This is a genomic window from Thermococcus sp. SY098, assembly GCF_035621495.1.
GTDB lineage: Archaea > Methanobacteriota_B > Thermococci > Thermococcales > Thermococcaceae > Thermococcus_B.
On record NZ_CP141821.1, the window covers coordinates 1,037,372 to 1,051,174 of the forward strand.

At 42.8% G+C, this 13,803-nt stretch carries 16 protein-coding genes and 1 CRISPR repeat array (1 of these 17 running past the window's edge); of the genes, 4 read left to right on the forward strand and 12 right to left on the reverse strand.

Features of this window, described 5'->3' with window-relative positions:
• A CRISPR array of direct repeats spans nt 1-425; the repeat unit is 30 nt; unit sequence GTTCCAATAAGACTTTAGAAGAATTGAAAG; it begins 2,128 nt to the left of the window's first position.
• Between the two features lie 138 nt (nt 426-563).
• Complete coding sequence (locus tag VFC49_RS05890; protein WP_324736657.1) at nt 564-1,442, forward strand: ADP-dependent ribose-1-phosphate kinase; 879 nt, start codon at nt 564-566, stop codon at nt 1,440-1,442.
• Here VFC49_RS05890 and VFC49_RS05895 read toward each other — a convergent pair.
• From VFC49_RS05895 to VFC49_RS05905, 3 genes are read right to left on the reverse strand one after another with little or no spacing between them, the layout of a single operon-like run.
• Entirely contained in the window at nt 1,439-2,260 is an 822-nt protein-coding gene (locus VFC49_RS05895; RefSeq protein WP_324734762.1) for an ABC transporter permease, read from the reverse strand. The genes VFC49_RS05890 and VFC49_RS05895 overlap by 4 nt on opposite strands.
• The gene (locus VFC49_RS05900; protein WP_324734763.1) at nt 2,247-3,050 is read right to left on the reverse strand and encodes an ABC transporter permease; all 804 of its coding nucleotides are present in this window, start codon (nt 3,048-3,050) and stop codon (nt 2,247-2,249) included. The genes VFC49_RS05895 and VFC49_RS05900 overlap by 14 nt, the downstream gene beginning before the upstream one ends.
• A 1-nt stretch (nt 3,051) precedes the next feature.
• Nucleotides 3,052-4,026, reverse strand: coding sequence for an ABC transporter ATP-binding protein (locus tag VFC49_RS05905; protein WP_324734764.1), 975 nt, complete (start codon nt 4,024-4,026; stop codon nt 3,052-3,054).
• A 157-nt stretch (nt 4,027-4,183) separates the two neighbouring features.
• Between VFC49_RS05905 and VFC49_RS05910 the strand changes: the two genes are divergently transcribed.
• The 3 genes from VFC49_RS05910 to VFC49_RS05920 all read left to right on the forward strand — a co-directional run bounded on the left by VFC49_RS05910 (nt 4,184) and on the right by VFC49_RS05920 (nt 5,910).
• A complete protein-coding gene (locus VFC49_RS05910; RefSeq protein ID WP_013467822.1) occupies nt 4,184-4,465 on the forward strand; it encodes a hypothetical protein in 282 nt (93 codons plus the stop codon).
• Nucleotides 4,466-4,621: 156 nt separating this feature from the next.
• Entirely contained in the window at nt 4,622-5,137 is a 516-nt protein-coding gene (gene tfe, locus VFC49_RS05915) for a transcription factor E (RefSeq protein WP_013467823.1), read from the forward strand.
• Between the two features lie 41 nt (nt 5,138-5,178).
• Nucleotides 5,179-5,910, forward strand: coding sequence for a DUF2110 family protein (locus tag VFC49_RS05920; RefSeq protein ID WP_324734765.1), 732 nt, complete (start codon nt 5,179-5,181; stop codon nt 5,908-5,910).
• Here the strand turns inward: VFC49_RS05920 and VFC49_RS05925 are convergent.
• The 9 genes from VFC49_RS05925 to VFC49_RS05965 all read right to left on the reverse strand — a co-directional run bounded on the left by VFC49_RS05925 (nt 5,897) and on the right by VFC49_RS05965 (nt 13,572).
• Nucleotides 5,897-6,838 carry a hypothetical protein gene (locus VFC49_RS05925; protein ID WP_324734766.1) on the reverse strand — a complete coding sequence of 314 codons (942 nt, stop codon included), beginning with the start codon at nt 6,836-6,838 and terminating at the stop codon, nt 5,897-5,899. The genes VFC49_RS05920 and VFC49_RS05925 overlap by 14 nt on opposite strands.
• A gap of 132 nt (nt 6,839-6,970) precedes the next feature.
• Entirely contained in the window at nt 6,971-7,849 is an 879-nt protein-coding gene (locus VFC49_RS05930) for an Mrp/NBP35 family ATP-binding protein (protein ID WP_324734767.1), read from the reverse strand.
• Nucleotides 7,850-7,985: 136 nt separating this feature from the next.
• Complete coding sequence (gene porB / locus VFC49_RS05935; protein ID WP_324734768.1) at nt 7,986-8,933, reverse strand: pyruvate synthase subunit PorB; 948 nt, start codon at nt 8,931-8,933, stop codon at nt 7,986-7,988.
• 10 nt (nt 8,934-8,943) lie between these two features.
• Nucleotides 8,944-10,128 carry a pyruvate synthase subunit PorA gene (porA, locus tag VFC49_RS05940; protein ID WP_056934408.1) on the reverse strand — a complete coding sequence of 395 codons (1,185 nt, stop codon included), beginning with the start codon at nt 10,126-10,128 and terminating at the stop codon, nt 8,944-8,946.
• A gap of 10 nt (nt 10,129-10,138) precedes the next feature.
• Nucleotides 10,139-10,456 carry a pyruvate synthase subunit PorD gene (gene porD / locus VFC49_RS05945; protein ID WP_013467829.1) on the reverse strand — a complete coding sequence of 106 codons (318 nt, stop codon included), beginning with the start codon at nt 10,454-10,456 and terminating at the stop codon, nt 10,139-10,141.
• 76 nt (nt 10,457-10,532) lie between these two features.
• Entirely contained in the window at nt 10,533-11,468 is a 936-nt protein-coding gene (locus VFC49_RS05950) for a 3-methyl-2-oxobutanoate dehydrogenase subunit beta (RefSeq protein ID WP_013467830.1), read from the reverse strand.
• A 5-nt stretch (nt 11,469-11,473) separates the two neighbouring features.
• Complete coding sequence (gene porA, locus VFC49_RS05955; RefSeq protein WP_324734769.1) at nt 11,474-12,652, reverse strand: pyruvate ferredoxin oxidoreductase; 1,179 nt, start codon at nt 12,650-12,652, stop codon at nt 11,474-11,476.
• A 9-nt stretch (nt 12,653-12,661) separates the two neighbouring features.
• Nucleotides 12,662-12,979: a 3-methyl-2-oxobutanoate dehydrogenase subunit delta gene (locus tag VFC49_RS05960; protein ID WP_013467832.1), complete on the reverse strand. Its 318-nt coding sequence runs from the start codon at nt 12,977-12,979 to the stop codon at nt 12,662-12,664.
• Between the two features lie 35 nt (nt 12,980-13,014).
• Complete coding sequence (locus VFC49_RS05965; RefSeq protein WP_056935045.1) at nt 13,015-13,572, reverse strand: pyruvate/ketoisovalerate ferredoxin oxidoreductase subunit gamma; 558 nt, start codon at nt 13,570-13,572, stop codon at nt 13,015-13,017.
• Nucleotides 13,573-13,803: the final 231 nt, after the last annotated feature.

Consider the following 13,803-nt stretch of genomic DNA (forward strand, 5'->3'; position numbering starts at 1 on the left):
TTTAGAAGAATTGAAAGGATTTCCTTTCCATCTTCCGTTATAGCGTAGATTTCAAGGTTCCAATAAGACTTTAGAAGAATTGAAAGTCAGCTCGTCTAATATTTCTTTAACTCTATTTTCAATGGTTCCAATAAGACTTTAGAAGAATTGAAAGTTGCAACTTGTATATTCAAATAACACAGATGCAGACCAGTTCCAATAAGACTTTAGAAGAATTGAAAGAATTCTTGTTTCGTTTCTTTCTTCAAAAACTCTGTCTGTTCCAATAAGACTTTAGAAGAATTGAAAGCAAGCTCTGAGGATGAGGCTTTAGTCCTCCTTCCAGCAGTTCCAATAAGACTTTAGAAGAATTGAAAGTCATGTATTTTGAGATATTTTTACAATTTGAAAGATCAGTTCCAATAAGACTCTAAGAGAATTGAAAGCATGTTGAAGATCTTTAAGAGAACTTTTGTGCCCAGTAGAAAAGACTAAACTGTTCTCAGGTATTAACAGAAAATGGAGAAAACCTTAAAGCTTTTTAGTGTGCAACATATGAAATAAAACCCACCGGAGGGATGGCAATGTTTGACGTAGTTGCAATAGGAAACCTCAACTACGACATAATAATGCTCGTTGACCGCTTTCCAGAATTCCATGAAAAGATTCCAGCTAAAGACGCCCACTTTGGACTTGGGGGAGCGGCAGGAAACACAGCAACGTGGTTAGCCAATATGGGCCTTAGAGTGGGATTCATAGGGGCTGTAGGAAAAGACGAAATTGGAGAAGCACACATAAACTTCTTCAAAAGGATTGGTATTGACACTAAGGGAATAAAAATTGTTGATGTTCCTTCAGGTGTCGCCGTGGCGATAATAAAGGGCGAAGATAAGAGGATCGTAAAATACTTAGGAGCCAACAAATACAGAGAGCTTGACTATGAATACCTATCCAAAACAAAACACATTCACCTTTCTTCAAATCCAGAAAAGCTCATAGTTGATGCAGTAAACTTCGCCCACAGACATGGAATTACAGTCTCACTCGACATTGGGGAGGCAAAAATCCCAGAAGAAATCGAGGAAAAAATAACGTATCTTCTCATGAACGAGGACGAATTTAAGAGGAAATTCGGGAGCCTGGGTGAAATCAGTGAGGTCAAAGCCAAAAATGTGATTGTAACACTGAACGGAGGGGGGGCATTGGTAAGGGACGAAAAAGGAAACATATTTGAGGTCAAAGGGCTCAGCGCTGAAGTCGTTGATTCCACCGGAGCGGGAGACTCCTTTGATGCTGGGCTCATTTATGGAGTTCTCAAAGGCTGGAGTTTGAGAGATGCCGCAAAGCTTGGAATGCTCCTGGCTTATCTCACCGTTCAGAAAGTTGGTGCAAGAAGTGCAGTAATTCCCCTTGAAGAGATAAAAAAGAGAGCAGAGGAGCTAAATCTCAACCTGCCTTTTTAATAGCTTTTTAACCCAACTATTCTTGCCTGCTTTTCACTCCATTTATACACAAGATAGCCAAAAAGAGCATATATCGTTGAAATAAAAAGGAGATAACCAATCTCATTAATTGAATTTGAATATCCAAAAGCAACAACTTTTCTCACAGCTTCACTCGTTGGAGCATATGGCATTGCCTTAGCCAAGAGCTGGAGGGGCTCGGGAAGAATTTTTATCGGATACATTGCTCCGCTTAGGGCAAAAACAAGCATTTCTAAGATGTTTATAAAAGGTCCAGGATCCCTTAAGTAGAGCACAATTCCAGCAGCCGTCATTCCGAAGCCAATCATCCCCACTGTCCCAAGGAGAAGAACCGGTATGCCCTTGAAAAAACCAGCAGAATTGATATGAACATCAAACACAATCACAAAGAGCGGAATGTAAACTGCCATATAAACGAACGATAAGAAAATTCTAACCAAAACATTGCCCAGAAAGAATGTTATTCTTCTCATTGGAGCCGCAAAGGAATATTCGAGAGTTCCGGCATAGAGCTCATCAACAACACTCCACACAAAGCCGCTCATGAAGGTTAAGCCAAAGCCAAGAACCATGAAGCCCAAGACAGCAAAAGTCAAGTAGTCAGAATAACCCGTCATTCGCTGTAAAGCTGGTGAGTTTCTCTGTCCCGTTAGTCCAATTCCTATTAGCAACGCCTGTCCCACAAAGAAGAACCCAAGCATTATATCGCTGATCATCCACAGCTTATAGCTCAAAAAGATTCGCCAGCTCTTAACTGCAACTCCGTAGAGCGCTCTAAGCTCTTCAGTAACCGCCATAACCCATCACCCTTGTTATTCCTTCAGCCCACTTAAAAAGAGCATAACCAATTAACCAGTACACAATGACCAAAAGAAGAAGCCACTCTACTGAGGGTGTTATCTCCGCATAGGTTTTCCCAATGAAAATTGCCCTAATGGCATTTACTGAATGGGTTAGAGGGAGAATATTTGAAAACTCTATTACCGCTTTGGGCATTACCTTGAGCGGAAAGAACACTCCTGAGAAGAAAAGCATTGCAAATTCAAAGATCTGAGCAAGAGGCCCTATGTGTTTGAGCATCATTACCAATCCGGCGAAAACAAAGCCAAAGCCCAAGAAGGCTAAAAAAGAAAGTAATAAAACGGGTAAAGACTTCAGCAAAATTGAAAATGTTAAAGAAATATTGAATATCAAAACTCCAAATGCAAAGACTACCATCATCAAAACCGAATCCATGAGAAGCCAGCTCAAAGCCAAGCCAAGCAAAAGCTCGATGATTCTTACTGGAGCAGCTATGTTGGTTTCAAAAGTTCCTCTCTGGAGCTCTCTTCTAATTCCCCAAACGTAAGCTTCCATTGGAGAAACAGAAAGCCACCACAGAACGTATCCCACCAGTGCATAAGTTGGGTAGTCTCCAATTCCAGTTGAAGATGCTAAAAGCTGAGAATACCTACCACCAAGAACAGCCTGCCCAAAGAAAACAAACTGAAGAAGAAAAACAATACCAACTAAGACTGCACTGAAAACCCTTAATGGGTAGCGGAAGAACATTCTAAGCTCTTTCTCAATTATCGCAAGTAAAGGCATTTTAATCCCTCAGTGCTCTGCCAGTGAGCTTTATGAATACATCCTCCAATGTGGGCTCTTTCTGCTCAACACTCAAAATCCTCACACCTCTTTTCACTAAAAGCTCGACAACCTTTGGCAGATCCTCTTCATCAATTTGACCTCTGAGTGTCGTTATCCCCCTTTCGGCATCTTCTTTTACAACGACAAGCTTCCAAGGAAATCCTTCCATCTTCTGAACTGAAAATTCTCTGACCTTTATTTCTACAACATCCTCTCCCTTTACGAGCTTTTTCAAGCCTTCCGGAGTATCGAGGACAATTATTCTCCCCTGATCGATTATTGCAATTCTATCGCAGAGCTCTTCAGCCTCAGCCATATAGTGTGTTGTTAAAAGGACGGTCTTTTTCTGTTTATCAACGAGCTTTCTTATGAATTCCCGCACAAAAACCGCACTTTGGACATCGAGTCCTAAAGTAGGCTCGTCAAGGAAGAGAACCTCCGGATCATTTATCAGGGCTTTTGCAATGGCCAACCTCTGCTTCATCCCTCTGGAATAATTCATTACAAGATCATCCTTCCTTTCCCACAGCCCAACGAGTTTCAAAAGACTTTCAATTCGCTCTTTCTCTTCGCTCTTAGGGACGTAATAAATCCTTGCAAAATATTTCAAGTTCTCATATGCCGATAATCGCCAATAGAGAGTTCTCTCCCCTTCAGCAACTAAATTAATCCTTTTCCTAATTTCTCTCGCGTCTTTCCTGATATCAAATCCAAGAATTTTTGCTGTTCCTCCGCTTGGTTCAAGAAGTGTTGTGAGCATCTTAATCGTGGTGGTTTTTCCTGCTCCATTAGGTCCTAAAAGTCCAAAAAGTTCCCCCTTCTTCACCTTAAAACTGATGCCTTTAACAGCCTCAATCCATTCAACTTTTCTAAAAGGAAGGGGGATTTTCTTGGGGTACTTTTTTCTGAGCTCACTGACTTCAATTGCATGCATTTTACTTCCCTTAATTTTATAGCACTGGTCAGGAGATATAAATTTAGTGCTCACAAGTTTTAAAAGAGACCAAGAAGAAATACTTAAAAATCAAGAAGCTAAAAGATTTAGAATGACCAAAAACTTTTAAACTCTCAGCATTTCGGAGGTGACCTCATTGGAAATCATAGTTGAAAAGTTCAAACCAAAAATAACAAGACCATTCAAGAGAAAAAATGAATACTGGGTTAAGCTCATTGATGAAAGCGGCGAGTATATTATGAAGTTTAAAAGTCCATTGGAAGCAGAAGATGCTGTTTACGGCTTGTTAGATCTTCAGGTTTATGGTGGCAAGGTGAGACTTAAACTCAGGGAAGGGAACGTCATTGAAGATATTGAAATTCTGGAGCTTTACAAGCCTTCAGCAAAGGAGCTTGTTGATGAGTACTTCACCGACTGATTTTCTTAATTTTCGATACTCACTAATGTACATTACTAAGCCATTTTTGACAAAAACATATATATATTATGTTGGACATAATACCGTATTGAGGCACCATAATCAGCGTTATAAAAAGCAAATTTTGCTAAAATACGCTGTTGAGGAGGTCTTTTCATGCCAAGACGAAAGAACAAAGAGCTCATAGAATTTGCAATGGACATTGGAGGGGAGGAAGCTGTTGAAATAATTAAGGCTCTTGAGAAAAAAGGCGAAGCCACAGATGAAGAGCTTGCCGAAATGACGGGAATAAGGGTGAACACAGTTCGCAAAATCCTCTACGCCCTCTACGATCATCAACTTGCAGAATTCAGAAGGACAAGGGATAAAGAAACCGGATGGTACTACTATTACTGGCATTTAGAAACAAGACGACTGCCTGAAATAATTAGAGCAAGGAAGATGCAGGAGCTTAAAAAACTCAAACAGATGCTTGAAGAGGAAACCAGTGAAATCTACTATCACTGCGGAACCCCCGGACATCCAAAACTGACTTTCGATGAAGCCTTAGAGTATGAATTCCAGTGCCCAATTTGTGGCGCCATGCTGATGCAGTATGATAATACGAAGATTGTGGAAGAGCTCAAAAAGAGAATCGAACAGCTTGAAAAAGAACTGGGAATAAAGAAATGAGTCTCTTTTGATGAGACTTATGAACTTCGGGGATGGTATATATGAAGGAATTGGTAATTTTAGAGAAGATTTATGGAGATAGAAGCGGTTTTGAAAAGCTTGATCGGAAATTAAAGTCTCTAATTGGAGATTTAGAAGTTACGTGGAAAATAGGAATTACGCAAAAGCAGTGGGTCAAGATAAGGATTGAAGGAGAAGACGAAGAGATATCTGCAAACCTGATAAGGGAGGAATTTGGAGAAGTTCCCTACAAGCTGAGCAACGTGAAAGAAGGACAAAGATACAGGGGAAGGTTTATTGATCTGGGAAAAGTTGGATATGGCGTTTATGTTGATATTGGAGTTTTCTCTCCAACACCAAAAGACGCCTTGGTGCCTTTGTACTATCTAAAAAGGGAATTTGGGGAAAAGCCCGTAAGGCAGATGATCAGAGAATTCGGATGGATTGACTATTTACCGGTTGAAATACAGGTAGAGAGAGTAGAATTTGGAACAAGAGAAGTTGAGGCGTATTTCACAGATAGACAGCTGAAAAAAATGAAATCTTGGATAAGCGATGGATACGACAAGCTTTTCATTGTAGGAACAATCAGCGAAAGGATTGAAGAGGCACTAATAAAAACCGGCCACTCAAGAGATGTGAAAAAACTGGAAGAGCTTGGGCTCATGGAAACCCTCCTGATACTCAAAAGAGGTACACAAGCACCGGGAATAATAAAGGAAATTGGGCCATACATAAAGCCCGCAGTAATCGGGGCTATTAAGTTTGGGTAACAACATACAGCTTCTGAGTCAACCTGATGGAGAGGGCGGACACAATAATAACAAGCGGGGCAAAGAGGGTCTGATCAAAAGTCAGCAACAGGAGGTAAAAGATACTTAAAATCAGCAGAAACAGTGTGTGCCCTCTCATTCTGATTGCAATTCTGAAATTAGTAGCAAAAAGGTAACCTATCAAAATCAAGGGGACAAAAGCCTCTTTTCCAAATGTCCCAATTGTATAAAGATGGAAATTATCGGGAGCTCTAAGGAATATGCGCTGTCCCATAATGTAGAAAAGGAGGACGACTCCGATGGATGATAAACCTATGTATGCATAATTCCTTTTGTGCCTTTTTGGAAAGGAGAGTATGAATGCGGGCAGGATAGCGGAGAAGTAAACATTAGACCCAATGCTCAGAACGGTAAATAGTGTGAGTAAAGAAGTCTCCAGAGCAGCTTTAAATGTTCGGGGTGTGAAAGAAAAGTTCATGATAAAAGACAGGGTAATGACAAAGAAAAAGACTGCAAAAAATTCTCTATCAAGAGATTTAACAACTTCCCTAAAAGTAGGTGACGCAAAAACAAGACCATATATAAGAAAGCCGAGCTCCCTGGACTGTCTCGGAGCCAAGTAAAAGATAAAGCCTGAGAGGAGAACGAGAAGCAGAAAGTGTATCAAGGATGAAAAGAAAGGATCAAAAAACAAAAACTTCCCCTTGAACTGGGTTGAGTTGAAAAACCACAGGAGGGAGAGAATGATAACCAGAAGATAAAGGACAAAAGCATGACGGCTTTCTTTAAAAAGTCCGTATGCTAATGCGGCAAGAACAACAAGGAGCAGACTAACTACAGCAAGTGGAGCTGTATCCGGGTAGCGGGAAATTAAATTGGCTATGCTTTGAGAAATGTAAGTGAGTGCAACGGCCGCTTGAATAATCACCACCACTTAAGATTAACTTCCGATGGGATTAAAAAAGTTATGTAGCCCGGTCCAGCGCGGCATCACAGTTTCGGGTTTCCCCGACCTCAGCCGCGCATGCCAGTAGTATGTAATATGTTGAAAATTTAAGCTTTACTGCTCTTTTTTCATTTCTTCAAGCTTTTCAACTAACCTCTGGGTAATTTCCATAAAAGCCTTAGCTGCTGGAGTATCATCATATAGCACTATTGGGATTCCCAAATCACTTGCCTCTCTCGCCTTTGGGTCTATTGGAATCTTACCAAGAAAATCAACATTCTCTTTTTTAGCAAGCTTTTCTCCACCGCCCTCTCCAAACAGATCGATCTTATTTCCACAGTGGGGGCAGATTAAGTAGCTCATGTTCTCAATGACCGCTATGTAGGGAACTTCCATCTGCTTCATCATGTTAACAGCTTTGCCCGTATCAAGCAAAGCTACTTCTTGAGGTGTTGTCACAACTATTGCGGCATCAAGTTTTAGAGTTTGGGTAACGGTTAGTATCTGATCGCCCGTTCCAGGGGGAAAGTCGATTATCATGAAGTCAAGCTCTCCCCATTTCACATCCCCTAAGAGCTGCTTGAGTGCTTTTGTAACAAGAGCACCTCTCCAGATAATTGGCTGATCTTCGGGAACCATCATTCCCATGCTCATGACTTTGATTGGTGTTACTTGACCCATGAAGTCCACTACGGGTGGGATCATCTCAAAATGGTCATTGACCTTTTCAGCAAGGATTTCCGCTTTCTCAACACCAAACATCTTAGCAACATTTGGCCCGTGTACATCTGCATCCAAGACACCGACGAAGTAGCCAAGCTTGGCCAAGGCAGTTGCCAGGTTAACAGCTACCGTACTCTTTCCAACTCCTCCCTTTCCGCTGAGCACTGCAATCTTATATTTCCACTTTTTTTCCTTTTCCTTAATTCTTTGAGTTAACGGGTCAACTCCAAATCCCGGGATATTTAATGAAGGTGGGGTTTTTATGGTCATCGTAATCACCTCTTGAATAATGCTGAAGTTAGGTTTATCTAAAACTTTATAAGCTTTGTCATAAATAAATACATTTCGGGACAAAAATGTGTAATGAACTTCAAGAATAGGGAATAAAAATCAAGCAAAGAAAAGATCAGGGAAGTTCAACTTCCTTTCCGAGGACCTTCCACATTGCTTTGATTTGCTCTTTGAGCTCTTGTATTGCCTCAGGTCTCTTGAATAGGTGCTTGAATCTTCCTTGGAGCTTAAGGTATTCTTCAATCGGCTTCTTGAACTTTCCATCCTTGGGGAATCTCTGGAACTTGATGTTTCTTATGTCACCATTTTCAATTTCAAAGAGTGGCCAAACGCCAGTCTCAATTGCTAATTTTGCAACTTCAACTGTCTTCTCTGGTGGGATTCTCCAGCCTGGGACACACGGACCGTGTATCTGCAGGAAGGCTGGACCGTCAATCTTTGCCGCCTTCTTGACTTTTCTATAGAGGTCATATGGGTCTGCAATGCTCGCTGTTGCAACGTATGGGATCTGATGAGCTGCAGCTATTAAGGCAACCCACTTCTTCGGCTTGTCCTCACCTATCGAGTACTTCCCTGGTGGTGAGGTTGTTGTCCATGCTCCGTATGGTGTTGAGCTCGAACGCTGAATACCAGTGTTCATATAAGCCTCATTATCATACATGATGTAAACGACGTTGTGCCTTCTCTCGAGCATTCCAGAGAGTGCTTGAAGGCCTATATCCGCAGTACCACCGTCTCCACCGAATGCAAGGATTTTTCCTTTGTAACCAAGCTTCTTCCAAGCTGCCTCAACACCACTTGCAACAGCTGCGGCATTTTCAAAAGCAACATGAATCCATGGGGCCTTCCAAGCAGTGTATGGGAAGACTGCGGAGACAACCTCCATACATCCAGTTGCATGGGCTATTGCAAAAGCATCAGGATCGCCGTATTTCTCTTCCATGGCTTCGCTAAATGCTTTAGTGGCTAAACGCATAATTATTGCACATCCACATCCAGCACATGCAGCATGACCAGGTGCCCAGTACTCGCGAGTTGTGATGGGGGGCTTTCTTACGGCCATTTCAATCACCTCACAAAATCTCCTTCCTCAATCCTATCCAGTAAACCTCCTCTTCAACACCTTCTTTCATGGCTTTTTCTGCAATGCTCAATGCTTCCTCAAGCTGTCCAAATGTTACATCCCTTCCACCAAGACCTATGATGAAGTCAAGGACTATTGGCTTCTCCTTCTCGTTGATGAGTGATCTTGCGACATCTGCAAAGACTGCTCCACCTGAGCCAAAGCTGATATCCTTCTCAAGAATTGCCAAGACCTTTGCTTTCTTAGCCAATGCTCTAATCTCTTCAATTGGGAACGGTCTGTATACTGTAATCTTTGCCGCTCCAACTTTTACTCCTTCTTCTCTCTTCTTGTCAACGAACTCCTTGAGTGTTCCGGCAAGTGAGCCCATTGTTATCATGATGATCTCAGCATCATCCGTTTTGTATTCCTCAACCATCTGGTACTTTCTTCCAAACTTCTTCTCAAACTCCTCAAAGACCTCCTTGATGACTTCTCTCGCGTTCTCCATTGCCTCCCATACCTTATACCTTGCCTCCATGTAGTGAGCTGGGAATCCGAGTGTTCCCTGAGTAATGGGTCTCTTTGGATCGAGGTAGGCGTGCTTTGGCTTGTATTCACCCAAGAACTCGTCAACAAGCTCCTGGTCTGGGATTTCGACAGGCTCGACTGTGTGGGTTAGGATGAATGCATCGAATCCAGTCATTGCTGGCAACAAAACACGCTCGTCCTCAGCAACCTTGAATGCAATTAAGATCAAGTCCAAAGCCTCTTGGTTGTTCTCAGCATAGAACTGAATCCATCCAGTGTCTCTCTCACTAATTGTGTCCTGCCAGTCATTCCAGATGTTAATTGGGGCTGAAAGTGCTCTGTTACCAATGGCCATGACGATCGGCAATCTCATACCAGCCGCAATGAATAGAATCTCGTGCATCAAAGCCAAACCTTGTGAAGCTGTTGCTGTGAATGTTCTCACTCCAGCGGCTGAAGCACCAACACACGCTGAAATTGCAGAGTGCTCGCTCTCAACTTTAATGAACTCAGCATCCAGTTCGCCGTTGGCAACAAATTCACTAATCTTCTCTGGAACAAGTGTTGACGGTGTAATTGGGAACGCAGCTATAACTTTTGGCTTAGCCAACTTTGCAGCCCAAGCAGCTGCCTCATTTCCCTTCATAACCTTCCTCATGGGCATCTAAATCACCTCACTTAACCTCTCTAACCATCGTGATTGCCTTAGTTGGGCACTCATTAGCACAGATACCACAACCCTTACAATAGTCATAGTCAAAAACTGGATAGTTTTCTTCGTCCAAGTAGATTGCCGGCTCTGGACAGTATGTGTAGCACAAGAAGCATCTTATACATTTGTCCTTGTTGAACTCGGGCTTAAATACTCTCCAAGAACCTGTTTTGTTTATTACACTGCTTCCTGGAATGTATGCTATAGCTCCCGGGGTCATTTTCTCAGTCAATTCTTTTTCTACCCTCTCTATATCCGCTTTAAATGGGCTTTCCGCCATATGTATCACCTCAGGTGAGTTCTACATTTGGAACTTAAACTTTTTCGACATCAATCCGTCAAATAAGGAAAGTAAATCAGCCGAAAACTTCGGCTTTCTTCTTGAGCTCCTCCCACTCTCTGAGCACCCACTCTTGGAGTATTTCAATGTCCTCTTTCGTCATGTACTTGAATCTTCCCTGAAGCTTGAGGAATTCTTCAATTGGCTTTGGCTCCTTCTTTGGATTTGGCATGTTTATCTTGTACTTCCCGTTTTCATACTCGAAGAGCGGGAAGTATGCCGTCTGAACAGCCAGCCTTGCAAGCTCTATGCTCTTATCGGTTGGACTCCTCCAGCCTGTCGGACATGGGGCAAAGAGCTGTATGAAGCTCGGTCCTGGGATCTCTTGAGCCTTCTTGAGCTTTCTCATGAAGTCCTCTGGAAATGCAATGCTCGCTGTTGCCGCATAGGGTATCTTATGGGCTATAACAATGTCAATGACCTTCTTCTTGTGCCTCTTCTCAAGGAAGTGCTTCTTTCCTCCAGGTGTGTTCGTTGTCCACGCTCCGTATGGTGTTGAGCTCGAACGCTGAATACCAGTATTCATATAAGCCTCATTATCATACATGATGTACAACGCATCGTGTCCTCTCTCAAGGAATCCGCTTAAAGCCTGCAGACCAATATCGGCAGTTCCACCGTCTCCAGCCCATCCAACTACCATTATGCCGTCTTTTCCTTTAACTTTGTATCCCTTAGCCTTAAGAGCAGCCTCAATTCCGCTTATAACTGCCCCTGTGGTTTCAAAAGCTGTGTGGAACAGCGGAGCACCAAAAGCTGAGTATGGCCATGGGCCAGCTATAATCGTCGAACAGCATGCAGGGATTGTGAAGATCGCTTTCTTCCCATATGCCTTGAGCACATATCTTAACCCTAAGGCAGCCCCACACCCTTGGCACGCTGTGTGTCCCGCATAAAAGTTCTCCTCAAACGGAATTGACAATCTCTTCTTTATGTTTTCGGGAATCTCCATTCCTCTCACCTCTTCAAGTGGTACCACTCTATCTCCCTATCAAGCTTGCCCTTCTCGATGATCTCCTTCATGTTCTTAGCTATTGCCCTGATGTCATTGACAGTGAAGTCCCTTCCGCCAAGTCCAACGATGTAGTTTTTCATTATTGGCTTTGCATCAGTATTGTAAAGAACTCCCTTTGCCTCGTTGAAGAGTATCCCTTCCTGTCCAAAGGAGAAGTTTCTGTCAAGGACTGCTATGCCGTCCACGTTCTTGGCTAATTCATAGAGTTCCTCCTTCGGGAACGGTCTGAACCATCTGACTTTAGCTGCACCAACTTTGTATCCCTCTTTTCTGAGCAGATCAACGGCTTCCTTAACTGTTCCCATCAATGAACCCATTCCCATAAAGACGAATTCTGCATCTTCCGTCTTGTAAAGCTCAATCATCTGAGAGTAGTCCCTTCCGAATCTCTCGCCAAATTCTTTTCCTACCTCCTTGATGACCTTTCTTGCCTCTTCCATTGCTTTTTCAATCTTGTATCTGAATTCATAGTAGTCAGCTGGAGTAGCCAGAGCACCAACGGCAATTGGGTTGTCAAAATCCGTCAGTGTGTACAACGGTTCCCTTGGCGGTAAAAATTCGTCAATTTCCTCCTGTGGGGGCATGTCAACTATATCGTATGTATGGCTCAGTATGAATGCGCTCTCAATGATCATGACGGGAAGATTTACCTTCTTGTGCTCTGCAACTTTAAACGCCATCAAAACGCCGTCATACACCTCCTGGTTATTTTCGGCGTAGAACTGCATCCAGCCTGTATCTCTTTGAGCTAAGCTGTCAGTCTGATCATCCCAAACGCTCCAGGGTGGAGCCATTGCTCTGTTGACATCAACCATGACTATTGGCAGTCTCGCACCGCTTGCCCAGTGGAGCATTTCGTGCATCAAAGCCAAACCTTGGGCTGATGTGGCAGTGAAAGCTCTTGCACCAGCAGCTGAAGCGCCTATACATGCTGCCATGGCAGAATGTTCGCTCTCAACAGGGACATACTGGATGTTTGCTTCTCCATTGGCTATGAACTCAGCTATCTTTTCAATTATGCTTGTTTGCGGTGTGATTGGATAAGCAGCAACAACCTCGACTCTTGCATGCTTCGCAGCATAAGCAGCTGCATAATTACCGCTCACGACTTTCTTCGGCATGTTATCACCTCACTTTTCTTCTCTAACCATTGTAATTGCCTTTGTTGGGCACTCATTGGCACAGATACCACAGCCCTTACAATAGTCATAGTCCACCGCTACATATCCGTCTTCTTTGATGTATATCGATGGCTCTGGACAGAACTTCCAGCAGATGTAGCATTTGATGCACTTGCTCTCATCAATTACTGGGATGAAAGTCCTCCAGTCTCCAGTGAAGTTTACAAGAGTCGTGCCAAGGGTAAGTGGCACCTCTGGGTATTCATCAACAGATTTAAATACCAACCTCTCCGCTTTTGCCTTCTTCTCCCCAAATAAAGTGTTCAAATTATTCACCCCTAAAGGATTTTAAAGGAAAGAAATTAAAGCTCATAAACAGCAGTCTTCTCAAATGCTTCCCTTGCGGCCCTTGCGTTCTTCTCTCCGAGCTCTCCGGAGAATGTCTCCTTAATTGCAGTTTCAACGCTCTCGATTTTAACTATCCCAGTTGCCTTTGCAACTGCACCGAGAATTGAGGTGTTCGTAATTGGCAATCCAAGCACCTCAAGGGCTATTGTGGTTGCATCAACTAAAGCCAGCTTTGCTGGCTTCTTCTTGAGCTTTGCAAGAACTTCGTCTTTGCTCTTTTCCGTGTTGACAATGACAATTCCTCCTTCCTTAAGACCCGCTGTAACATCAACGGTCTCTAAGAGGGATGGATCCAGAACAACAACAATGTCGGGCTCATATATCTGGGTCTTTATTCTGATTGGCTTCTCATCGATTCTTGTAAATGCTGTAACTGGTGCTCCTCTTCTCTCGACACCGAAGAACGGAAATGCCTGCACATATTTGCCCTCTATAAAAGCTGCCTCAGCTAAAATGTTTGCAGCGGTAACTGCACCTTGTCCACCTCTACCATGAAAACGAACTTCTATCATCATCTTTGCCCCCTAAAGTTTTTCGGTATTAGTTTTGAGAGAATGCATTTATTTAGTTTTCGGTATAGAAAGAAGAAGCTTTCGGCAAGTGTCTTTGGGTAAGAATGAACATGCTTTGTGGTTAGTGTCTATAAAAGAACACCAAACATCATTGGGAGAATACTTTATATTTGTAAAAACACAATGGGACGAATTCTTGGGACAGTCATTATCCTCACTGATGAGAACAAT

Coding starts and splice junctions, on each gene's coding strand:
- VFC49_RS05890 (WP_324736657.1), top strand. CDS start 564: ATGTTTGACGTAGTTGCAATAGGAAACCTCAACTACGACATAATAATG.
- VFC49_RS05895 (WP_324734762.1), bottom strand. CDS start 2,260: ATGGCGGTTACTGAAGAGCTTAGAGCGCTCTACGGAGTTGCAGTTAAG.
- VFC49_RS05900 (WP_324734763.1), bottom strand. CDS start 3,050: ATGCCTTTACTTGCGATAATTGAGAAAGAGCTTAGAATGTTCTTCCGC.
- VFC49_RS05905 (WP_324734764.1), bottom strand. CDS start 4,026: ATGCATGCAATTGAAGTCAGTGAGCTCAGAAAAAAGTACCCCAAGAAA.
- tfe (WP_013467823.1), top strand. CDS start 4,622: ATGCCAAGACGAAAGAACAAAGAGCTCATAGAATTTGCAATGGACATT.
- VFC49_RS05920 (WP_324734765.1), top strand. CDS start 5,179: ATGAAGGAATTGGTAATTTTAGAGAAGATTTATGGAGATAGAAGCGGT.
- VFC49_RS05930 (WP_324734767.1), bottom strand. CDS start 7,849: ATGACCATAAAAACCCCACCTTCATTAAATATCCCGGGATTTGGAGTT.
- porB (WP_324734768.1), bottom strand. CDS start 8,933: ATGGCCGTAAGAAAGCCCCCCATCACAACTCGCGAGTACTGGGCACCT.
- porA (WP_056934408.1), bottom strand. CDS start 10,128: ATGCCCATGAGGAAGGTTATGAAGGGAAATGAGGCAGCTGCTTGGGCT.
- porD (WP_013467829.1), bottom strand. CDS start 10,456: ATGGCGGAAAGCCCATTTAAAGCGGATATAGAGAGGGTAGAAAAAGAA.
- VFC49_RS05950 (WP_013467830.1), bottom strand. CDS start 11,468: ATGGAGATTCCCGAAAACATAAAGAAGAGATTGTCAATTCCGTTTGAG.
- porA (WP_324734769.1), bottom strand. CDS start 12,652: ATGCCGAAGAAAGTCGTGAGCGGTAATTATGCAGCTGCTTATGCTGCG.
- VFC49_RS05965 (WP_056935045.1), bottom strand. CDS start 13,572: ATGATAGAAGTTCGTTTTCATGGTAGAGGTGGACAAGGTGCAGTTACC.